Genomic DNA, 18,850 nt, shown 5'->3' on the forward strand with positions numbered 1-18,850 from the left:
CTACGTCGGGCTCTGGTGCCGGGCGTCGTGGGCGTGGTCACCGTCGAGCTCGTCGCGGGGCTCGTCGAGCGGGCGGCCACCGGGCGGTCGCCGCGTCCCGCGGTCCTGCTGTCCCCGGTCATGCTGTCCCCGCTCGTGCTGCCGCCGTTCCAGCTTGCGCCGCCGCTCCGCCGCCTCGTCCAGCTCCTCGGCCAGCCGGGTCAGCTCGGAGCGGAGGAAGTCCCGGGTCGCCACGTCCCCCATCGCGATCCGCAGCGCGGCGATCTCCCGGGCCAGGTACTCCGTGTCGGCCTTCTGCATGGTGGCCCGCCGCCGGTCCTCGTCCAGCGAGACCCGGTCCCGGTCCGCCTGCCGGTTCTGCGCGAGCAGGATCAGCGGGGCGGCGTACGAGGCCTGGAGGGAGAGCACCAGCGTCAGGAACGTGAACGTGTACGGGTCGAACCGCAGGTGCGCCGGGGCGAGCGTGTTCCACAGGAACCAGGCGGCCAGGATCAGCGTCATGTAGACCAGGAAGTTGGCCGTGCCCATGCCCCGCGCGATGCCCTCGGCCCAGCGGCCGAACGAATCCGCGTCGATCCGGGGCAGGTGCAGGCCCCGGGGGGCGCGCGGCTGGTCGAGCCGCTCGCCGCGTCGCTGCTCACTCATCGTCCACGGTCCCGTCGTCGGTGGCGGACGGGGTCGGTGCCGCGTCCCGGTCCCGCCAGTCGCGCGGCAGGGAATGGTCCAGCACGTCGTCCACCGTGACGGCGCCGACCAGCCGGTTGCTCCGGTCCACCACCGGCATGCCCACCATGTCGTAGGTGGCCATCCGGCGGGTGATCTCGGTCAGCGGGGTGGATGTCCGGAGCGGGTCGATGTCGTTGACCACGATGCCGCCGAGCAGGTCGGCCGGAGGCTCGCGGAGCAACCGCTGGAAGTGCACCATACCCAGGTAACGCCCGGTCGGCGTGGTCAACGGCGCGCGGGTCACGAAGACCTGCGCGGCCACGGCGGGCGAGAGCTGCACCTCCCGGATCCGGGCCAGGGCCTCGGCGACGGTGGCGTCCGGGGGCAGGATCACCGGCTCGGAGGTCATCACGCTGCCGGCGGTGCCCGAGGCGTAGCGCAGCAGTTGACGCACCGGGTCGGCCTCGTTCGGCTCCATCAGGTCGAGCAGCACGTCCTGCTCCGGCGGGGGCAGCTCGTTGAGCAGGTCGGCGGCGTCGTCCGGGTCCATCTCCTCCAGTACGTCGGCGGCCCGTTCCCGGTCCAGGGCGGCCAGAATCTCCACCTGGTCGCGTTCGGGCAGTTCGCTGAGCACGTCGGCGAGACGCTCGTCGTCGAGCGCGGCGGCCACCTCGTTGCGCCGGGCGTCGGGCAGGTCCTGGAGCGCGTTGGCCAGGTCGGCCGGGCGCATGTCCTCCAGCACGGCGAGCAGGTTGGCCGTACCCCGGTTGTCGCCCACGACGCCGAGGCCGCGGACCCGGTCCCACTCGACCTGGTGCAGGTGGCCGCGGCGGGTGAGCCGGCTGGTCTGCTCGCGGACGGCGACCCGGGTCAGCGCCCACTCGCCGCCCCGGCTGTGCTCCATGGCCACGTCCACCACCGAGCCGGCCTGTCCGCTCTCGAGCTGGACCCGCCGGTCGAGCAGTTCCTGGAGCACCAGCAATTCGTTCGGTCGTTTCTCGAACCGGCGCAGGTTGAGCGTGCCGCTGCCGAGCACCACGGCGTCCGGGTCGATCGAGGTGATCCGGTTGATGGAGAGGAAGATGCGTCGCCGCATGGGCATCTCGGCGACCAGCCCCACCACCTCCGGCGGTCGTTGGGTCGGACGCATCCGGGCGACCGCGTCGCGGACGCGGCCGACCTGGTCGCCGTTCGGGTCGAAGACGGCGACTCCGGCGAGTCGAGCGATGTAGACCCGGTTCGGCGTGCTCACGGGCACCAGCCTAAGGGCCTACTCTCTAACAGCATGTCGACCTTGGCCTACGAGATCGTGGACGTCTTCACCGACCGCCCGTTCGCCGGCAACCCGCTGGCCGTGGTGTTCGGCGCGGAAGCGCTGGCCACCGAGCAGATGCAGGCGCTCGCGCTGGAGTTCAACCTGTCCGAGACGGTCTTCGTGCTGGCGCCCACCCAGGCCGGCGCCACCTACCGGGCCCGCATCTTCACCCCGACCGACGAGCTGCCGTTCGCCGGGCACCCCAGCGTGGGCGCCGCGGTGACCGCCGGCCGGCGCGGCCTCTTCGAGGTGGGCCGGGTCACCCAGGAATGCGGCGCCGGCGTGCTGCCGATCGAGGTGACCCCCACCGGCGCGACGCTGACCGGGGGCACCCCGACGCTCGGCCCGGAACTCGACCCGGAGCCGCTGCTGGAGATCGTCGGGCTCACCGCGGCCGACCACGCCGGGCCACCGCCGCGCGTCGCCGGGTGCGGCCTGGAGTTCCCCTACCTCCCGGTACGCCCCGACGCGGTGGCCCGGGCGCGACTGAACACGGCGGCGGCGGAGCGATACGGCGTCGAGCACGTCAGCTTCTTCTCCTGGGACCCGGAGTCGCAAACCGCGCACGCCCGGGTCTTCGTGCCCGGGATCGGCGTTCCGGAGGACCCGGCCACCGGTTCGGCCGCGCTCGGGCTGGGCGTCTGGCTGGTCGCCAGCGGCCTGCTGCCGGGCGAGGGTCGGACGCCGTACGCGGTGCGCCAGGGCATCGAGATCCACCGGCCCTCGTCGTTGGCCTGCACCGTGACCGCGGCCGGCGGAACGGCGGTCGGCGCGACCGTCTCCGGTCAGGTGGTGCCGGTCGCCCGCGGCGAGATCACCGTCCCGCCGTTCGTCGGCTGAACGACCCGTTGTCGGTTGAACCGTCTCCCGGCGGCGGGGCGCCGGCTCTGTCGGCGCGCAGGGAAGGAACAGCCCGCCGCGCCTACGAACTTGATGGCGTGCACGAGTCACCGGAACCGGGAACCGGGAACCGGCATCGGCTCCTGGCGACCGGGTAGCGGTGACTCATTCACGCCATCAAGTTGGTAGCGCCGTAGGTGAAGTCTCCCGCGCGAGCCCGCCCGCTCCGACGGGTCCACGGGCGGTGGAATGCGGGAGGATGGTGGGGTGAGCGACGAGGTGGACGAACGGGTGACCCCGCCGTTGGTGGACGAGGCGGTGAAGAAGGCCGCCGTCTGTTGGGTCGGCGTCGGCGACGGCCCGGCGTACGCGTTGTGGTGCCTGCCGCTGGACGGCGCGTTGCTGGTGGTGACCGGCCCCGGCGAGCAGGCGGCGCCCGGGCTGGCCGACACCGACGCGGCCGAGGTGACGCTGCGCGGCGACCACGGCGGGCGGATCGTGAGCTGGCCGGCGCGGGTGGGTCGGCTCCGGCCCGGCACCGAGGAGTGGGACACCGTCGCGCCGCTGGTGGCGGCGAAGCGGCTCAACGCGTCCGGCTCGGCCACCGAGCTGGTGGCCCGGTGGGCGGCCGAGGGCTGCGCGCTCAACCGGCTCACGCCGGCCGGCACGGCGGTGAGCGGCGCCGACCTGCCGGACGGCCCGTTGACCGAACAGCCGCGCCCGGCGCCCGCGGTCCGGGCCGTCCGCAAGCCGTTCCGCCTGCACCGCGTCCGCCGCCGCTGATCCGCCGCCGCTGCCCCGCCACGGATCGTGGGGGCCGGCGGTCAGTCCCGCAGCGGCGGCGGGTCGACCGGCACCGGGACCGGCGCGGCGCGGCGGCCGGCCCGCGCGCCCCCGAGCACGACCACGGCGACGCCCACCAGCAGCAACGCCAGCCCGGGCAGGGCCAGCGGCCGGGGTAGCTGACCCAGCCAGACCCAGCCGATCAGCGCCGCGCCGGGCGCCTCCAGCAGGATCAGCACGCTGACCGTGGTGGCGGAGACCCGGTGCAGCGCGTAGTTGAACATCGAGTGCCCGAGGAGTTGGGCGCCGGCCACCAGGCCGAGGATGGCCAGCCACGTCCCGCCGTCGTAGCCGTGCAGGCGTACGCCGCCGACCAGGCAGACCACCAGCAGGATCAGCGCGCACACCCCGTAGCAGACGGTGGTGTAGCCGGTGGTGCTGACGCTGGCCCGGGCACGCTCGCCGAGGGCGGTGTAGACGGCCGCGAACATGCCGCCGGCCACGGCCAGCAGGTCGCCGGCGAACGCCCGGCCGGAGACGGCGACGTCGGCACCGGTGGCGAGCGCCGCGCCGAGCACCGCCACCGCGATGCCGGCCCAGACCGCCCCCGGCAGCCGGTGCCCCTGCCAGCGGGCGATCAGCCCCTGCCACACCGGCTGCGTCGCGCCCAGCGCGGTCGCCGCCGCGACCGAGGTGAGCTTCGCGCTCGGCATCCAGGTGGCGAAGTGGGCGGCCAGCGCCACCCCGGAGAGTACGCAGTACAGCCCCTCCCGACGGCCCGGCCCGACCAGGAGCGCCCGGAGTTCGGCCCGTCGACGGGTCACCGCGACCGGACCGAGCACCGCCACCGACAACATGTTGCGCCAGAACGCGACGGCCAGGGCCGGCGCGGCGGCGAACGCCACCAGCGGCGCGGACGACGAGACGGCGGCGACGGCCAGTGCGAGCGCGCCGAGGGTCAGCGTGTCGAGCGGCGGGCGGTGTCCAGCGGTGTGCACGGCTCCGATCATGCGCGTTCCGGCGATCCGGGATGCCGGAGACGTCTCCCCGGGCCGATCGGAGACGTCTCCCCGGGCCGAACTGTGGCCGAACCGGCCACCGGAGGGGCCGCGGTGCACGACAGTGCGGGAGTGGAGGCAGAGCGGGACGGCGCGGCGGAGCCGGGCACCGTGGTCACGCCGTCGGCCGAGTTCCCGCCGCTCGGCGCCGAGGAGCGGGCCGCGCTCGGCCGGCTCGGCACGCGTTGGCGCGGTCCCCGGGAGGCCGGCGACCTGCCCGTCGACCCGACGCTCGGCCGGCGCGGGCAACCGCCCCGACCCACGCGGTTCGGGCGGTTGGCCCCGATCGACCTGTTCACCGTGGCGCAACCGGACGAACTGGTCGCCACCGGGTCGGCGTACCTGCCCGGCAACCGGGCCGGCCGGGCGGTGGCCCGGGTACGCCGGACCCTGATCGGCCCGCCGCTGGCCAGCAGCTCCGTGCTCTACGAGCGGATGCGCAAGCTGGTCGCGCTGCCGGTGCTCTCCTCGGACCTGCTCAGCTCCGTCGCGTACGGGCCGGAGGCGATGCTCGCCGTGTTGGTGCTGGCCGGTGGTGCCGCGCTCGGGCTGGCGTTGCCGCTGGCCGCGCTGCTGGCGGTGCTGATGGTCGCGGTCGGGCTCTCCTACCGGCAGACCATCCCGGCCTATCCGCACGGTGCCGGGTCGTACCTCGTGGCCGGGGACAACCTGGGGCGTACGGCGGGACTGGCCGCCGCGGCCGGGCTGATGCTCGACTACGTGCTGACCGTGTCGGTGTCGGTGGCCGCCGGCGTGCACGCGGTCACCTCGGCGCTGCCCGGGTTCACCAGGTGGACCGTGCCGCTCGGGGTGCTGGTGATCGCCGTGCTGCTCGCCGGCAACCTGCGCGGCGTACGCACCGCCGGCAACATCTTCGTGCTTCCCACGTACGCGTTCGTGGTGGTGGTCCTCGCGGTGCTGGCGGTCGGCTACGCGAAGGCCGCGGCGCGGGGTTTCGCGCCGGTGCCGCCGCCGGCGGTGCCGGCTGCGGAGGGGCTGGGGCTGCTGCTGGTGCTGCGCGCGTTCTCCTCCGGCGCGGTGTCGATGACCGGCATCGAGGCGGTCTCCAACGCGGTGCCGGCGTTCCGCCCGACCGAGTGGCGCAACGCCCGCACCACGCTGGGCTGGATGGTCGCCATGCTGGTCACGCTCTTCGCCGGGCTGGTCGGGCTGATCCACCTGGACGGCCTGGCGCCCCGGGCGGACGAGACGCTGCTGTCCCAGCTCGGCCGCGTCACGTTCCCCACCGGCCCCGGGTACGCGATCCTCCAGGCCACCACCGCGCTGATCCTGCTGCTGGCCGCGAACACCGCGTTCAACGACTTCCCCCGGCTGCTGTTCTTCATGGCCCGGGACGGGCACGCGCCGCGCCGCTTCCTGCACATGGGTGACCGGCTGGCGTTCAGCAACGGGCTGGTCGCGCTCGCGCTCGCCGCGGCGGCCGTCTTCGTCGCCTTCGGTGGGCACACCCAGACGCTGATCCCGCTCTACGCGGTCGGCGTCTTCCTCGCGTTCACGCTGTCGCAGGCCGGGATGGTGGTGCACTGGCGACGCCGGCGCGGGCGGGGCTGGCGCCGCCGGCTCGCGGTGAACGCGGTCGGCGCGACGCTCTCCGGGCTGGTGCTGCTGACCGCCGCGGTCGCCAAGTTCACCGAGGGCGCCTGGGTGGTGGTGGTCGCGGTGCCGCTGCTGGTGCTGCTGTTCCGCCGGATCCACCGGCACTACGCCACGCTGCACCGGGCGCTGGCGCTGCACCCGCCGCCGCCCGGGGCGCCGCCCGGCCCGGCCGGCTCCGCCGAGGGCGAGGAGCTGCCCCAGCAGGTACGCCACCTGGTGATCGTGCCGGTGGCCCGGCTGAACCGGGCCTCGCTGCGCGCGCTGGCGTACGCGGCCTCGCTGGGCCGGCCGACGCTGGCCGTGCACATCGCGCCGGAGGAGGCCGAGGCGGACCGGTTCCGGGACCAGTGGCGGGCCTGGGGCGACCACCTGCGGCTGGAGACGATCGTGTCGCCGTACCGGTCGGTGATCGGGCCGCTGGCGCACTACCTGGAGGCGCTGCACGCCGCCGGCCCGGAGCTGACGCTCACCGTGATCGTGCCGGAGGTGGTGCTGCGCCGGCGTCGGCACCGGTTGCTGCACAGCCGCGCCGAGCAGCGGCTGCGTGCCGCGTTGCGGGCGCTGCCCGGCGTGGTGGTGACGAGCGTCCCGGTGCACGTCTCGCAGTGACGCCTCAGACGTCGTGGACCTCCAGCACGCGGGTGGTGGGGGCGGCGTCGCCCAGCTCCGCGCGGAGCGCGGCGCGCTCCGGGTCGACCAGGAACGCGTCGAGCCCGTCGCGGGCGGCGAACCGGATCACGTGCACCTCGGTCTCGCCGTCCCCGGTGCGCAACCGCCGCTCCAGCCGCCCGCCGTGCCGGTCGAGCAGCGCCAGCACCGCGTCCTCGTAGCGCCGGCCGGCGTCGTCGTCGGCGCTCAGGTCGACCAACGCGACCAGCAGGACCTCGCTCCCCGTCGTCATGGCGTCGAGTGTCCCAGCCGGCCGACCGTCGCGGTGTCCCTCAGCGGCCCGGCCGGTCGGCGCGGTCTCCCTCAGCCGGCGAGACCGACGGCCTCGGCGCTGGCCGTCCAGAGCCGGGCCGCCAGCGCCGGGTCGGCCGCCCAGGGGCGCGGCCGGTGCGGCCTGCGGTCGGCGTAGTAGCCGCCGTCGATCAGCCGGGACGGGTCCTGGCCGGCGAGCCAGACCAGTGTCTCCGCGCCCTTCTCCGGGGTGCGGAACGGCAGCAGCCGCATGCCGAGCGCCACCACCCGGCTCTCGTTGCCGAACCGGGTGCTCACCACGCCGGGGTGAAACGCGTACGACCGCACCCGTGGCCAGCGCCGCGCCGCCTCGGCGGTGAACAGGATGTTCGCCTGCTTGCTGGTGCCGTACGCCCGGAACGGCCGGTAGTGGCGCAGCGTGGCGTTGAGGTCGTCCGGGTCGAGCACGCCGCTGCGGTGCGCGTTGGAGGCGGTCACCACCATCCGGCGCACCCGGTCGGCCAGCAGGTTGCTGAGCAGGAACGGGGCGAGGTGGTTGGCCTGCATGCTCAGCTCGAAGCCGTCGACCGTGGTGACCGGTTCGAGCACGATCGCGCCGGCGTTGTTGGCCAGCACGTCGATCCGGTCGTAGTTCGCGCGCAGCCGCTCGGCGAGCCCGCGTACGTCGTCGAGCACGGCGAAGTCGGAGCGGAACAGCTCCGGCTGTTCGCCGCTGGACTCGCGCACCCGCTCGCCGGCGGCGCGCAGCCGGGCCGGGTCCCGGCCGACCAGCACCACCTGGTCACCGCGGCGGGCCAGCTCGACGGCGGCGGCCAGCCCGATGCCCGAACTCGCGCCGGTCAGCACCACGATCCGACGCTCAGTGAGATCTTCCACAGGTCCATTCACCCCGGTCACGGCACGAGGTTACCGTGACGTAGCCCCGTCCTTTGGGATCGTTAAGTTCCGACTTCCACCGCCGCGTCGCGTGCTGCCGCCGGACGCTGATAGGAGCGCATCCATGACCGCTGTCGGTCGCCCCCGCCGGTCCTGCCTGGCGGTTCCCGGGTCCAGCGTCAAGATGCTCGGCAAGGCCCAGGGCCTCCCCGCCGACCAGGTCTTCCTGGATCTGGAGGACGCGGTCGCCCCGCTGGCCAAGCCGGACGCGCGCAAGAACATCGTGGCCGCGCTGAACGAGGGGGACTGGGCCGGCAAGACCCGCGTGGTCCGGGTGAACGACCTGACCACGCCGTGGACCTACCGGGACGTCATCGAGGTGGTCGAGGGCGCCGGGGCGAACCTGGACTGCATCATGCTGCCGAAGGCGCAGAACGCCGAGCAGGTGCACTGGCTGGACCTGCTGCTCACGCAGATCGAGAAGACGCTCGGGCTGGAGGTCGGCCGGATCGGCGTCGAGGCGCAGATCGAGAACGCCGCCGGGCTGGTCAACGTGGACGCCATCGCCGCCGCCTCGCCCCGGGTCGAGACGATCATCTTCGGCCCGGCCGACTTCATGGCCTCGATCAACATGAAGTCGCTGGTGGTCGGCGCGCTGATCCCGGACTACCCGGGCGATCCCTACCACTACATCCTGATGCGCATCCTGATGGCCGCCCGGATGCACGACAAGCAGGCCATCGACGGCCCGTTCCTCCAGATCCGCGACATCGACGCGTTCCGCGAGGTGGCGAAGCGCTCGGCCGCGCTCGGCTTCGACGGCAAGTGGGTGCTGCACCCGGGTCAGATCGACGCCGCGAACGAGGTGTACTCGCCGGCGCAGGCCGACTACGACCACGCCGAGCTGATCCTCGACGCGTACGACTACTACACGTCCGAGGCGGGCGGGAAGCTCGGCGCGGTGATGCTCGGCGACGAGATGATCGACGAGGCGTCCCGCAAGATGGCGCTGGTGATCTCGGCCAAGGGCCGGGCCGCCGGGATGACGCGTACCTCCTCGTTCACCCCGCCCTCGGCGTGACCGCGCGCCGGGCCGCCCCGCGTCGGGGGCGGCCCGGTCGGGTCAGTAGTTGGTGGTGCTGTCCGAGTTGATGGCGATCGCGATCATCACGATGTAGAAGATGATGCCGGCGACCAGCAGGGCGGTGAGGATCCAGCCGACGATGATCGCGGCCTTCGCCATGCCCTCGCCCTGCTCGCCGGTCTCCCGGATCTGCCGGCGGGCCACGTGCCCCATGATCGCGCCGATCGGCGCGGTGATGCAGGACGTGAACCCGACCAGCGAGAGCACCAGCGCCACGATGGCCAGCGTGTTCGTCCGGCTCGCCGGCGGCGCGTAGCCGGGGTGCACGGGCGGGGGGTAAGCGCCCGGCGGGGGATAGCCGGCCGGCGGGTAGCCGGGCGCCGCGTACGGGTCGCCGGGCGGGGGCGCGTAGGGCGACTTCCCGACCGCGTACGGGTCCTCGGGCGCGTAGGGGTCGACCGGCGGGCTCGACTGCGGCCCGGCCGAGGGGTCGTGCCAGCCACCGGGCGGCGGGGGATAGCTCATCTGATCATCTCCAGGTACGTGGTCCGGGTCAGGGTAGCCACCACCGGAAAACCCGGAGCACCCCCTTTCCGGGTGCCGCATTGCCCGGAAGGTCCACAGCGGGCAGGATCCTCGACATGGCACTTGACGCGCGTGGGGGTCGGTCGCGACGGGACACGAGCCGGCCGGGGTCGGTGCGCCGCCCGCGCGCCGGGGAGCCGGCGGGCGCCGCCGACCAGGAACGGGCCGCGCCGCTCCCGGAGCCGGCCACCATGCGGCTGGACGGCCGGGTCGCGCTGGTGACCGGCGCGGGCAGCGCGGACGGCATCGGGTACGCGACCGCGCGCCGGCTGGCCGACCTGGGCGCCCGGGTGGCGATCGTGTCGACCACCCGACGGATCCACGACCGCGCCGAGGAGCTGGGCGTCACCGGTTTCGTCGCCGACCTCACCGACGAGTCGGAGGTGGGCGCGCTCGCCGACGCGGTGGCCGAGCAGCTCGGCGACGTCGAGGTGCTGGTCAACAACGCGGGCCTGGCCAGCCGGGCCAGCCCGGAGGTGCTGCGGCCGGTGGCCCAGTTGACCTACGACGAGTGGCGCGGCGAGATCGACCGCAACCTGACCACCGCGTTCCTGTGCAGCCGCGCGTTCATCAACGGGATGTCGGAACGCGGCTGGGGGCGGATCGTCAACCTGGCCGCCACCGCCGGTCCGGTCAACGCGCTGCCCACCGAGGCGGGCTACGCGGCGGCCAAGGCCGGCGTGGTGGGGCTGACCCGGGCGCTGGCGATGGAGATGATCGCCGACGGGGTGACCGTGAACGCGGTGGCGCCGGGCATCATCCACACCGCCGCGTCCACCATGGCCGAGATCAAGCAGGGGCTCGGCACGCCGGTGGGCCGGCCCGGCCTGCCGGACGAGGTGGCCGCCGCGATCGCGTTCCTCTGCTCACCGGCCGCGTCGTACATCACCGGGCAGATGCTGGTGGTCGACGGCGGCAACAGCGTCCGGGAGGCGCAGTTCCGCTGACGCGTCAGTAGCCGTTGTTGTCGGCGTTGGCCCAGATCGCCAGCCCGATCCAGCCGCAGCAGACCAGCAGGCCGAGCGCGGTGAAGACGTAGCTGAGGATCAGCCCCCAGGTGGCGAGCTGGTCGCCCTCCTCACCGGTCTGCCGGATCTGCCGCTTGGCCAGGTGGCCGCAGACGATGCCAGCGGGCGCGAAGACGAACGCGAAGACCAGCGACAGGATGGCGAGCACGTTGGGGCCGCCGCGCGGGCGCGGGCCCTCGCCGGGCGGGCCGTACTGGCCGTAGGGCGGCTGCGGGGCGTACGGCGGCTGCTGCCCCCACTGCGGCTGGTGCCCGTACGACGGTTGCGGCCCGTGCGGCTGGCCGCGGTCCGGCGGCTCGTACGGCGACGGTGGCTGCTCGTCGGTCACGCCGGCCCCCTCGGATCCGCAGGTCAACCGCCCTTTCTCTTGCGGACGCTACCCGCAGCGGTGAACCTTTTCACAGCGGTTGTGTGGACTGGTCACCTTGGCGCGGCCGGTTGCGGGGCCGATACTGACCGAGCGTTCAGTTACCCATGAGTAATGCGCCGACCCCGGAGGCTGAGATGGCCCGACTCGCCCAGACGCCCGGCCTGACCGATGTGCAGCGGTCGATCCTGGAAACGGTCCGGGAGTTCGCCGACAAGGAGATCATTCCGCACGCCCAGCGGCTGGAGCACGCCGACGAGTACCCGACCGACATTCTCGACGGGATGCGCGAGATGGGGCTGTTCGGCCTCACCATCGACGAGGAGTACGGCGGTCTCGGCGAGTCGCTGCTGACCTACGCGCTGGTGGTCGAGGAGCTGTCCCGGGGCTGGATGTCGATCTCCGGCATCGTCAACACGCACTTCATCGTGGCGTACCTGATCTCGCAGCACGGCTCGGCCGACCAGAAGGCCCGCCTGCTGCCGAAGATGGCGACCGGCGAGGTGCGCGGCGCGTTCTCCATGTCGGAGCCGGAGTGCGGCTCGGACGTCTCGGCGATCAAGTCGAAGGCGGTCCGCGACGGCGACACCTTCGTGCTCAACGGCCAGAAGATGTGGCTGACCAACGGCGCGTACTCCTCGGTGGTGGCCACCCTGGTCAAGACCGACACCGGGGCCGACTCGGTCTACGGCAACATGAGCACGTTCCTGCTGGAGAAGGAGCCCGGCTTCGGCGAGACCGCGCCCGGCCTGACCATCCCCGGCAAGATCGACAAGATGGGCTACAAGGGCGTCGAGACCACCGAGATGGTGCTCGACGGCGTCGCCGTCCCCGCCTCCGCCGTGCTCGGCGGCGAGGAGCAGGTCGGTCGCGGCTTCTACCAGATGATGGACGGCATCGAGGTCGGCCGGGTCAACGTGGCGGCCCGCGCCTGCGGCATCTCGATCCGCGCGTTCGAGCTGGCCGTCGCGTACGCCCAACAGCGCAAGACGTTCGGCCAGCCGCTCGCCCGGCACCAGGCGATCGCGTTCAAGCTCGCCGAGATGGGCACCAAGATCGAGGCCGCGCACGCGCTCATGGTCAACGCGGCCCGGCTCAAGGACGCCGGCCAGCGCAACGACGTCGAGGCCGGCATGGCCAAGCTGCTCGCCTCGGAGTACTGCGCCGAGGTGGTCCAGGAGGCGTTCCGGATCCACGGCGGCTACGGCTACTCCAAGGAGTACGAGATCGAGCGCCTGATGCGGGAGGCCCCGTTCCTGCTGATCGGCGAGGGCACCTCGGAGATCCAGAAGACGATCATCTCCCGCGGCCTGCTCAAGCAGTACAAGCTCTGAAGGACGGGCCCCCTCTTAACGTTTCCGGTAGAGAAGGGGCCCCCTCTCAACGCTTCGGCCGGCGCGCGACGGGGTCGGCGGCAAGGTGTCGGCGGGCGTGCTCGACAAGCGCGGCCGGGTCGTCCGCGTACATCCGGATCTCCCGGACCGGGGTGCTCGGCCCGCTCGGCAGCGGCACCGACAGCGGTTCCCGCAGCACCAGGTCGATCGCCGTCTGGCTGCCGACGCCGAGGTTGAGCACCGTCGGGTCGTCCTCGTCGTACCGGACCGCGCGGCTGGACGGCAGCGACCGACGACGGACCGCGACGTCGGCGACGGCGGCCCACGGAATCGTGACGTCGAGCGAGACGCCGTTGCGCACCCGCAGGCCGTCGCCATCGACCACGTGCGGGTGGATCCGGAGGCTGGCCATCAGCCCGAACATCCACAGCAGACCCCAGACGCCGAGCCCGACGGCGGCGTGCCGGATCGTCGGCGAGTCGACGGTGTGCCGCAGGATCACGTCCAGGATCGGGATCTCGATCGCGGACATGACGATGAAGGCCAGCAGGATCGTCTGGACGCCGCCGACGTACGCGAACGTCGTCGCGCCGGGCGCCACCGGGTAGGGGCGGCGCAGCACCCACCGGGCCAGGCTGCGCCACATGCCCCACTCGTACGCCACGACCCGTCGGACCAGCCTCATCGTCGCCCTCCTCGTTCTTTGCAATACAGTTGCACGGTAAAGGTGTCGCGGCCGGCATGTCAATGCAGTTGTATTGTGAAAACATGGGGGCATGCCGAAACGGGTGGACCACCGGGAGCGTCGGGCGCTGATCGCGGACGCGTTGATGCGGGTCGCGGCCGAGCAGGGGCTGGAGGCGGTCAGCCTGCGCCACGTGGCCGCCGCGGCCCAGGTCAGTGCCGGGATGGTGCAGCACTACTTCCGTACCCGCGACGAGATGATGGTCTTCGCGCTGGCCGTGGTGAGCGAGCGCAACGAGACCCGGATCCGTCGGGCGGTCGAGGCGCTCGGCGCGACGCCGCCACCCCGGGCACTGCTCCGGGCCATGCTGACCGAGCTGCTGCCGCTGGACGAGGAACGACTGGCGGACGGCCGGGTGGCCCTGGCCTTCCTCGCCTACACGGCCGTCCGGCCCGCCGTGGCCGCCGCGCTGCACGACGACACGGCGGCGTTGCGGGCGTTCGTCGCGGACCAGATCGCCAGGTCACCGCTGGCCACGGCCGGCCGGGTGGACCCGGAACCGGCCGCCGTCGGCCTGCTCGCCGTGCTGGAGGGGCTCGGCATCCACGTGCTCGGCGGCCACTACTCGCCGGAGACCGCGCTTGTCGCGTTGGACGCCCAGCTCGACCTGATCTTCGGCCGCGAGTCGCCGGTCGAAACGGTCAGCCGTGCCGGGTCAGGCCGGCCGCGGCCCGCTCCACGATGAGGCACCTGTCCTCGACGTAGTCGATGCCGGCCGCCTCGGCGATCCGGCGCGCCTCGGCGGAGACGATCCCGAGCTGCAACCAGACCGCCGGCGCGCCGATCGCCACCGCCTGCCGGACCACCTCGACCGCGTCAGGCGCCGGGCGGAACACGTCCACCAGATCGACCGGGTGCGGGATGTCGGCAAGCGTCGGGTACGCCTTCTCGCCGAACAACTCGTCCACGGTCGGGTTCACCGGGATGATCCGCCACCCGTGCCGCTGCATCTCCAACGGCACCCGGTGCGCGGCCTTGCCCGGGTCACGGGAGGCCCCGACGACGGCGATCACGGCGGAGTCGGCGAGGAGCTGCTGGGCTGACCGCATCCACCGAGACTAACCCGCCGGCCCGGTCACAGCAGGGCGAGCTGTTCGGCGGCCGGTGTCGGTGGCGCGGTGTCGGGCAGCCGCCGGTTGTCGCCGACCTCGCCGCGGTGCAGGCCGTGCCGGCGGGCCGCCATCCGGACCCGCGCGGTCACCTCCCGCTGGTACGCCTGCGGCGCGTACGCCCCGGCCTGGTAGAGCTGGCGGTAGCGGGGCACCAGGTGGGGGAACTCGCGGGCCAGCCAGCGTGCATACCACTCCCGGGCGCCGGGGCGCAGGTGCAGGGGCAGCGGCGTCACGTCGACGGCCCCGGAGGCGGCGATCGCCGCGACGGTGGCGTCGATCGACTCCTCGTCGTCGCTGAGGCCGGGCAGGACCGGGGCCATCAGCACGCCGACCGGGAAGCCGGCGTCGGTGAGCCGGCGGACCGCGTCCAACCGGCGGCGCGGGCTCGGTGTGCCCGGCTCGGCCAGGCGCCAGAGCGTCTCGTCCACGAAACCCACCGAGTAGGACAGCCCGACCCGGGTCACCTCGGCGGCCTGGCGCAACAGGGGCAGGTCGCGCAGCAGCAGGGTGCCCTTGGTCAGGATCGAGAACGGGTTGGCAAAGTCGCGCAGCGCCGCCAGGATCGGCGGCATGAGGCGGTAGCGCCCCTCGGCCCGCTGGTAGCAGTCCACGTTGGTGCCCATGGCGACGTGCGCGCCCCGCCAGCGTGGGGCGGCCAGCTCGCGCCGGACCAGCTCGCCGGCGTTGACCTTGACGATCACCTTGCGGTCGAAGTCGGCCCCGGCGTCCAGGTCGAGGTAGGTGTGGGTGTTGCGGGCGAAGCAGTTGTGGCTGACCACCCCGTTGGCGATGAAGTCGCCGGTGCCGGTGGTGATGTCCCACAGCGGCAGCTCCAGCCCGAGGTCCTCGATGGATGTCACCTGGAGCCGCGCCGCGCACTTGAGCGCCGTGCCCTCGATCGAGCGGCGGTCGGTGACCGCCGGGTCGGTCAGGTGGAAGAAGCGCAGCCGCTCCGGCAGGCCGCCGGTCAGCCGGATCTGGAGCCCTCCGTTGCGGTTGCCGGCATCGTCGAGCGCCCACCGGAAGTCGAGCCGGTCGAGCGCCTCGACCGTGTGGCGCCGGCTCTCGTCGTCGGTGACGCCGATCCGGAACACGCCCCGGCGGCAGCTGCCGGCGGCGTCGAACATGCCGGCCAGGAAGCCGTGTCGCCAGTCGTCGGTCGGCTCGTCGGGTGGCCGGACCAGCGCGGCGACGACCTCGGCCCGGACCGGCCCCACCGTGCGCAGGGTGGTCAACCGGCGGGCCGGTCGCCCGGTCGTCCGCTCGACGTCGACCCCGGCGTCGGCGAGGAACCGCTCGGCCCGCTCCAGCGCCTCCGCCTCGACCGTGCGCAGCCGGAAGCGGAGGCGCGGGCCGTCGGCCTCCGCCTCGTGCCGTGGCAGCCGGCGTCGGTCGGCGTCGCGGACCAGCGCGTGCAGGTAACCCCGGTGGTAGTCGGTGGAACGCTTCGGCGCGACGGCGAACCGGCCGGTGCCGAGCAGGCGGTTGCGGGTGGTCAGGTGCGGGCGCCGCGCGCCGCCGCGCATGCCGCCGGTGACGTGCTTCCAGCCGCGTTCGGTGAGGAAGCGGTGGTCGCCGCTGGCCACCAGCGTGGTGCCGTCGGCCAGGGTGACCCGGTAGGCCCGCTTCACCGTCGACCAGGCGTCGAGCACGGTGGTGACGACGTAGTGCCGGTAGGCGCCGCGCCGTTGGGTGCCGTAGATCCGGTCGCCGGGCGTCAGCTCGCTGATCGGCCGGGTGCGCCCGTCGGCCATCAGGATCGGCGTGTCGCCGGCCAGGCAGTAGGTGCAGGCGTGGGAACAGCCACGGTAGGGGTTGACCGTCCACTCGAACGGCACGCGCGACTGACCGGGCACCCGGTTGATGATCGACTTGGCCTGCACCTCGTAGAACGTCATGCCGGCGAAGTCGGGGGTGTCGAACGTGCGGACGACCGCGTGGGGCAGCGCCAGCGGCAGGGGTGGAGCCGCCGGCGCTGCCCGGTCAGGAGTCCCCTCGTCCGGGGGAGCGGAGAGGTTGTCCCAGCGCATGACGTTCATTCGAACACGTGTACGAACGAAGCGCAAGTGACGCGCCGGACACCGCGTGCCGTCGCGACCGACGCGGGTGCAGGATGGACGCATGGAGACGTCGACATTCGTGTACGACGGCGACTGCGCCTTCTGCACCCGGTGCGCGCAGTTCATCGAACGTCGTATCCCCACCGGGGCCCGGGTGGTCCCGTGGCAGTTCGCCGACCTGGCGGCGCTGGGCCTGACGGAGGCCGAGTGCGAGGAGGCGGTGCAGTGGGTGGGCGCCGACGGCTCCCGGGCCGCCGGGCCGGACGCCATCGCGCGGCTGCTCGGCGACAGTGGGCCGCTCTGGCGCGTCGCCGGGGGCGGGCTGCGGCTGCCGCCGGTACGCGCAGCGGCCTGGCCCGCGTACCGCTGGGTGGCCCGCAACCGGCACCGGCTGCCCGGCGGCACCGCCGCGTGCGCGCTGCCCCAGGAGGCCCGCGAGCGCCTCTACGGCCCCACCGGCCGCCCCGACCCCACCCCCTGACCGCCCCGCCCCCGACCCCAGCGTGGGGTGATCAAGGAGTTTGGGTCGGCGTCGATCTCTGCGGAGACGCGAACTCCTTGATCACCGTGGCGGGCGGAGCGGACGGCGCGGGAGGCGGGGAGGACGGTGGAGGGGTGGGGCGGTGGCGCAGGCGGCGGGCGAACGCCACCGGGCGGACCTTCTCCAGCGGCAGGAACGCGGTCATCGCCACCAGGTGCGGCGCGAACGAGATGGTGATGGTCGCGACGGTCACCAGGTGGAACGAGTAGAAGAAGCCCACCATGGCCGTCCGCCACCGTGCGGGGAGCACGAACACCAGCGGGCTGAGCAGCTCGAACGCCAGGATGCCGAACTGGGCCACGATCAGCAGGTGCGGCACCTGCGCGATCAGGTCGGCGAGGTCGGTGCCGCGGCGGATGATCGCCCGGGCCAGCACCGAGCCGGTGGCCCAGTCGAGACCGCCGAAGCGGAACTTCGCCCAGGCGGCCAGGAAGTAGGTGCAGATGACCGCGATCTGGGTGACCCGCAGCGCCCAGCCGCCCGCCTCGGTGCGGGTCGGGTCGCCGTGCCGGGCCCGGCCGGCGGTGGGCAGTGCGGCCAGCGCCACCAGGAGCCCGAACCGGTCGTGGTCGACCTTGCCGTAGCTCATCGCCACGATCATCCACTCGAAGTAGAGCGCGAAGACCGTCCAGCCGAGCAGCCGCGGCGCGCGGCCGGTCGCGGCCAGCAGCGCGGCCACCAGCAGCATCCAGAAGACCACGCCGACCAGGGCGGGGGTGGGCGTGGGCAGTGGCAGCAGCCGGCCGACGAGCAGCGGCTGGTAGAGGTCGCCGGGCACGTCGACGCGGGTGCGGACCCAGGGGGTGAAGACGACCAGGTCGGCGGCGACGAAGAGGTAGACGAGCGTGCGGAACGCGGCGACCCGGCCGCGCGGCACCGCCTCGGTGAGCCAGCCGGTCATCCGGCGGTGTCCCAGCGTACGGCCGTGCGGTCGGTCCACTCGCCGGTCGGGCGTCCGCCCCGGATGTCGTGCAGGCGGACCACGATGCGCACCTCCACCAGCGCCGGCGCGCCGGGATGGCGTTCCGCGTACGCCTCGGCGACGGTGCGCAGCAGGCTGGGATCGGCGGCGTACCGGTCCTGCTGGCCCTCGATCTCGGCGCGGCGGATGCCGGTGGCGTCCTGGCCGAGCGGGACCACGGCGCCGCTCTCGTCGACGCCCTCGACCCGGGTGTCGGGGGCCGGTGCGTCCGGCGGGTCGGAGGTGGAATACATCCGGAACGGCCCGAACGGGAAGTCGTCGTCCGTGCCGTGCACGGTGCCGAGCAGGAGCAGCGCCATCCCGAGCAGGGTGGCGCCGAGCCGGACGGCACGCCCGCGCGCGGTCAAGGTCTCCATCAGCTCGTGACGATACGGGAGTGAACCGTCCGGAACTGTCCCTCAGTCGGCCATTTCCCACTGCCCGTCCCGCCGGTCACCCCGGTACGCGAAACGCCGCCGGCCGGTCCCGCGAACGGGCCCGGCCGGCGGCGGAAGACGCGCCGTGCTCAGTGCTTGTGCTCGGCCAGCTTCTTGCGGACGTCGTCCATGTCCAGCTGCTCGACCTGCTCGATGAGGTTCTCCAGCGCCGACTCGGGCAGCGCGCCCGGCTGGGCGAACACGATGACGCCGTCGCGGATCGCCATCACGGTCGGGATGGAGCTGATGTTGAACTTGGCCCCCAGCTCCTGCTGCGCCTCGGTGTCGACCTTGCCGAAGACGATCTCCGGGTGCTTCTCCGAGGAGCGCTCGTAGACAGGGGCGAAGCGCTTGCACGGAGTGCACCAGTCCGCCCAGAAGTCGAGCAGGACGATGCCGTCCCGGCTGGTCACCTCGTCGAAGTTGGCCGTGGTCAGCTCAACCGTTGCCATGTGCTCTCTCCGATCACCGCGGATTGCCGTACGTCCGGTGGAACCAGGGTCGGTCCGTGAGAATTCCC

The 18,850-nt window shown here is 73.3% G+C and carries 21 protein-coding genes; 8 read left to right on the forward strand and 13 right to left on the reverse strand.

What is annotated here, in order from left to right:
• Positions 1–645 carry a DUF1003 domain-containing protein gene (locus OG767_RS04495; RefSeq protein WP_405092282.1) on the reverse strand — a complete coding sequence of 215 codons (645 nt, stop codon included), beginning with the start codon at positions 643–645 and terminating at the stop codon, positions 1–3.
• Positions 638–1,918, reverse strand: a complete 1,281-nt coding sequence (locus OG767_RS04500; protein ID WP_405092283.1) for a magnesium transporter MgtE N-terminal domain-containing protein — start codon at positions 1,916–1,918, stop codon at positions 638–640. The genes OG767_RS04495 and OG767_RS04500 overlap by 8 nt, the downstream gene beginning before the upstream one ends.
• A 33-nt stretch (positions 1,919–1,951) precedes the next feature.
• On the opposite strand from OG767_RS04500, the gene OG767_RS04505 reads away from it, so the two are divergent.
• Both OG767_RS04505 and OG767_RS04510 read left to right on the forward strand, forming a co-directional pair.
• Positions 1,952–2,821 carry a PhzF family phenazine biosynthesis protein gene (locus OG767_RS04505; RefSeq protein ID WP_405092284.1) on the forward strand — a complete coding sequence of 290 codons (870 nt, stop codon included), beginning with the start codon at positions 1,952–1,954 and terminating at the stop codon, positions 2,819–2,821.
• 249 nt (positions 2,822–3,070) lie between these two features.
• The gene (locus OG767_RS04510; RefSeq protein WP_405092285.1) at positions 3,071–3,604 is read left to right on the forward strand and encodes a hypothetical protein; all 534 of its coding nucleotides are present in this window, start codon (positions 3,071–3,073) and stop codon (positions 3,602–3,604) included.
• A gap of 41 nt (positions 3,605–3,645) precedes the next feature.
• On the opposite strand, the gene OG767_RS04515 is transcribed toward OG767_RS04510, so the two are convergent.
• Positions 3,646–4,602, reverse strand: coding sequence for a DMT family transporter (locus tag OG767_RS04515; RefSeq protein WP_405092286.1), 957 nt, complete (start codon positions 4,600–4,602; stop codon positions 3,646–3,648).
• Positions 4,603–4,734: 132 nt separating this feature from the next.
• On the opposite strand from OG767_RS04515, the gene OG767_RS04520 reads away from it, so the two are divergent.
• Complete coding sequence (locus OG767_RS04520; RefSeq protein WP_405092287.1) at positions 4,735–6,888, forward strand: APC family permease; 2,154 nt, start codon at positions 4,735–4,737, stop codon at positions 6,886–6,888.
• Between the two features lie 4 nt (positions 6,889–6,892).
• Here OG767_RS04520 and OG767_RS04525 read toward each other — a convergent pair whose 3' ends face one another.
• Together OG767_RS04525 and OG767_RS04530 are read right to left on the reverse strand one after the other, a co-directional pair.
• The gene (locus OG767_RS04525; RefSeq protein ID WP_405092288.1) at positions 6,893–7,180 is read right to left on the reverse strand and encodes a hypothetical protein; all 288 of its coding nucleotides are present in this window, start codon (positions 7,178–7,180) and stop codon (positions 6,893–6,895) included.
• 71 nt (positions 7,181–7,251) lie between these two features.
• Positions 7,252–8,076 carry an SDR family NAD(P)-dependent oxidoreductase gene (locus OG767_RS04530; RefSeq protein ID WP_357292891.1) on the reverse strand — a complete coding sequence of 275 codons (825 nt, stop codon included), beginning with the start codon at positions 8,074–8,076 and terminating at the stop codon, positions 7,252–7,254.
• A 124-nt stretch (positions 8,077–8,200) separates the two neighbouring features.
• Between OG767_RS04530 and OG767_RS04535 the strand changes: the two genes are divergently transcribed.
• Positions 8,201–9,157 carry an HpcH/HpaI aldolase/citrate lyase family protein gene (locus OG767_RS04535; protein ID WP_405092289.1) on the forward strand — a complete coding sequence of 319 codons (957 nt, stop codon included), beginning with the start codon at positions 8,201–8,203 and terminating at the stop codon, positions 9,155–9,157.
• Between the two features lie 42 nt (positions 9,158–9,199).
• Here the strand turns inward: OG767_RS04535 and OG767_RS04540 are convergent, their stop codons facing one another.
• Entirely contained in the window at positions 9,200–9,685 is a 486-nt protein-coding gene (locus tag OG767_RS04540; RefSeq protein ID WP_405092290.1) for a DUF4190 domain-containing protein, read from the reverse strand.
• Positions 9,686–9,801: 116 nt separating this feature from the next.
• Here OG767_RS04540 and OG767_RS04545 point away from each other — a divergent pair, with 116 nt between their 5' ends.
• Positions 9,802–10,692, forward strand: coding sequence for an SDR family NAD(P)-dependent oxidoreductase (locus OG767_RS04545; RefSeq protein WP_281943110.1), 891 nt, complete (start codon positions 9,802–9,804; stop codon positions 10,690–10,692).
• Between the two features lie 4 nt (positions 10,693–10,696).
• On the opposite strand, the gene OG767_RS04550 is transcribed toward OG767_RS04545, so the two are convergent.
• Positions 10,697–11,101 (reverse strand): DUF4190 domain-containing protein, encoded by a 405-nt coding sequence (locus OG767_RS04550; RefSeq protein ID WP_405092291.1) that lies wholly within the window; start codon positions 11,099–11,101, stop codon positions 10,697–10,699.
• Positions 11,102–11,277: 176 nt separating this feature from the next.
• On the opposite strand from OG767_RS04550, the gene OG767_RS04555 reads away from it, so the two are divergent.
• Positions 11,278–12,474, forward strand: coding sequence for an acyl-CoA dehydrogenase family protein (locus OG767_RS04555; protein WP_405092292.1), 1,197 nt, complete (start codon positions 11,278–11,280; stop codon positions 12,472–12,474).
• 46 nt (positions 12,475–12,520) lie between these two features.
• Here the strand turns inward: OG767_RS04555 and OG767_RS04560 are convergent, their stop codons facing one another.
• Complete coding sequence (locus OG767_RS04560) at positions 12,521–13,159, reverse strand: PH domain-containing protein (RefSeq protein WP_405092293.1); 639 nt, start codon at positions 13,157–13,159, stop codon at positions 12,521–12,523.
• Between the two features lie 91 nt (positions 13,160–13,250).
• Between OG767_RS04560 and OG767_RS04565 the strand changes: the two genes are divergently transcribed.
• On the forward strand, positions 13,251–13,904 hold the full coding sequence (locus OG767_RS04565) for a TetR/AcrR family transcriptional regulator (RefSeq protein WP_405092294.1): 654 nt from the start codon (positions 13,251–13,253) through the stop codon (positions 13,902–13,904).
• On the opposite strand, the gene OG767_RS04570 is transcribed toward OG767_RS04565, so the two are convergent.
• Both OG767_RS04570 and OG767_RS04575 read right to left on the reverse strand, forming a co-directional pair.
• On the reverse strand, positions 13,861–14,268 hold the full coding sequence (locus OG767_RS04570) for a CoA-binding protein (protein WP_405092295.1): 408 nt from the start codon (positions 14,266–14,268) through the stop codon (positions 13,861–13,863). The two genes, OG767_RS04565 and OG767_RS04570, sit on opposite strands and share 44 nt — an antisense overlap.
• A 26-nt stretch (positions 14,269–14,294) precedes the next feature.
• Positions 14,295–16,517 carry an intein-containing Rv2578c family radical SAM protein gene (locus OG767_RS04575; RefSeq protein ID WP_405092296.1) on the reverse strand — a complete coding sequence of 741 codons (2,223 nt, stop codon included), beginning with the start codon at positions 16,515–16,517 and terminating at the stop codon, positions 14,295–14,297.
• On the opposite strand from OG767_RS04575, the gene OG767_RS04580 reads away from it, so the two are divergent.
• Positions 16,453–16,872: a thiol-disulfide oxidoreductase DCC family protein gene (locus tag OG767_RS04580; RefSeq protein ID WP_405092297.1), complete on the forward strand. Its 420-nt coding sequence runs from the start codon at positions 16,453–16,455 to the stop codon at positions 16,870–16,872. The genes OG767_RS04575 and OG767_RS04580 overlap by 65 nt on opposite strands.
• Positions 16,873–16,903: 31 nt before the next feature.
• Here OG767_RS04580 and OG767_RS04585 read toward each other — a convergent pair whose 3' ends face one another.
• From OG767_RS04585 to trxA, 3 genes are all read right to left on the reverse strand, one after another.
• Positions 16,904–17,833, reverse strand: a complete 930-nt coding sequence (locus tag OG767_RS04585) for an MFS transporter permease (protein WP_405092298.1) — start codon at positions 17,831–17,833, stop codon at positions 16,904–16,906.
• A complete protein-coding gene (locus OG767_RS04590) occupies positions 17,830–18,270 on the reverse strand; it encodes a hypothetical protein (protein WP_281943098.1) in 441 nt (146 codons plus the stop codon). The genes OG767_RS04585 and OG767_RS04590 overlap by 4 nt, the downstream gene beginning before the upstream one ends.
• A 149-nt stretch (positions 18,271–18,419) precedes the next feature.
• The gene (gene trxA / locus OG767_RS04595; RefSeq protein WP_281943096.1) at positions 18,420–18,782 is read right to left on the reverse strand and encodes a thioredoxin; all 363 of its coding nucleotides are present in this window, start codon (positions 18,780–18,782) and stop codon (positions 18,420–18,422) included.
• Positions 18,783–18,850: the final 68 nt, after the last annotated feature.

It is taken from the genome of Micromonospora sp. NBC_01392 (assembly GCF_045040125.1).
In the GTDB taxonomy this organism is placed as follows: domain Bacteria; phylum Actinomycetota; class Actinomycetes; order Mycobacteriales; family Micromonosporaceae; genus Micromonospora.

Coding starts and splice junctions, on each gene's coding strand:
- OG767_RS04565 (WP_405092294.1), top strand. CDS start 13,251: ATGCCGAAACGGGTGGACCACCGGGAGCGTCGGGCGCTGATCGCGGAC.
- OG767_RS04525 (WP_405092288.1), bottom strand. CDS start 7,180: ATGACGACGGGGAGCGAGGTCCTGCTGGTCGCGTTGGTCGACCTGAGC.
- OG767_RS04540 (WP_405092290.1), bottom strand. CDS start 9,685: ATGAGCTATCCCCCGCCGCCCGGTGGCTGGCACGACCCCTCGGCCGGG.
- OG767_RS04560 (WP_405092293.1), bottom strand. CDS start 13,159: ATGAGGCTGGTCCGACGGGTCGTGGCGTACGAGTGGGGCATGTGGCGC.
- OG767_RS04495 (WP_405092282.1), bottom strand. CDS start 645: ATGAGTGAGCAGCGACGCGGCGAGCGGCTCGACCAGCCGCGCGCCCCC.
- OG767_RS04580 (WP_405092297.1), top strand. CDS start 16,453: ATGGAGACGTCGACATTCGTGTACGACGGCGACTGCGCCTTCTGCACC.
- OG767_RS04555 (WP_405092292.1), top strand. CDS start 11,278: ATGGCCCGACTCGCCCAGACGCCCGGCCTGACCGATGTGCAGCGGTCG.
- OG767_RS04535 (WP_405092289.1), top strand. CDS start 8,201: ATGACCGCTGTCGGTCGCCCCCGCCGGTCCTGCCTGGCGGTTCCCGGG.
- OG767_RS04590 (WP_281943098.1), bottom strand. CDS start 18,270: ATGGAGACCTTGACCGCGCGCGGGCGTGCCGTCCGGCTCGGCGCCACC.
- OG767_RS04505 (WP_405092284.1), top strand. CDS start 1,952: ATGTCGACCTTGGCCTACGAGATCGTGGACGTCTTCACCGACCGCCCG.
- trxA (WP_281943096.1), bottom strand. CDS start 18,782: ATGGCAACGGTTGAGCTGACCACGGCCAACTTCGACGAGGTGACCAGC.
- OG767_RS04510 (WP_405092285.1), top strand. CDS start 3,071: ATGCGGGAGGATGGTGGGGTGAGCGACGAGGTGGACGAACGGGTGACC.
- OG767_RS04585 (WP_405092298.1), bottom strand. CDS start 17,833: ATGACCGGCTGGCTCACCGAGGCGGTGCCGCGCGGCCGGGTCGCCGCG.
- OG767_RS04545 (WP_281943110.1), top strand. CDS start 9,802: ATGGCACTTGACGCGCGTGGGGGTCGGTCGCGACGGGACACGAGCCGG.
- OG767_RS04575 (WP_405092296.1), bottom strand. CDS start 16,517: ATGAACTGCGCGCACCGGGTGCAGAAGGCGCAGTCGCCGTCGTACACG.
- OG767_RS04570 (WP_405092295.1), bottom strand. CDS start 14,268: ATGCGGTCAGCCCAGCAGCTCCTCGCCGACTCCGCCGTGATCGCCGTC.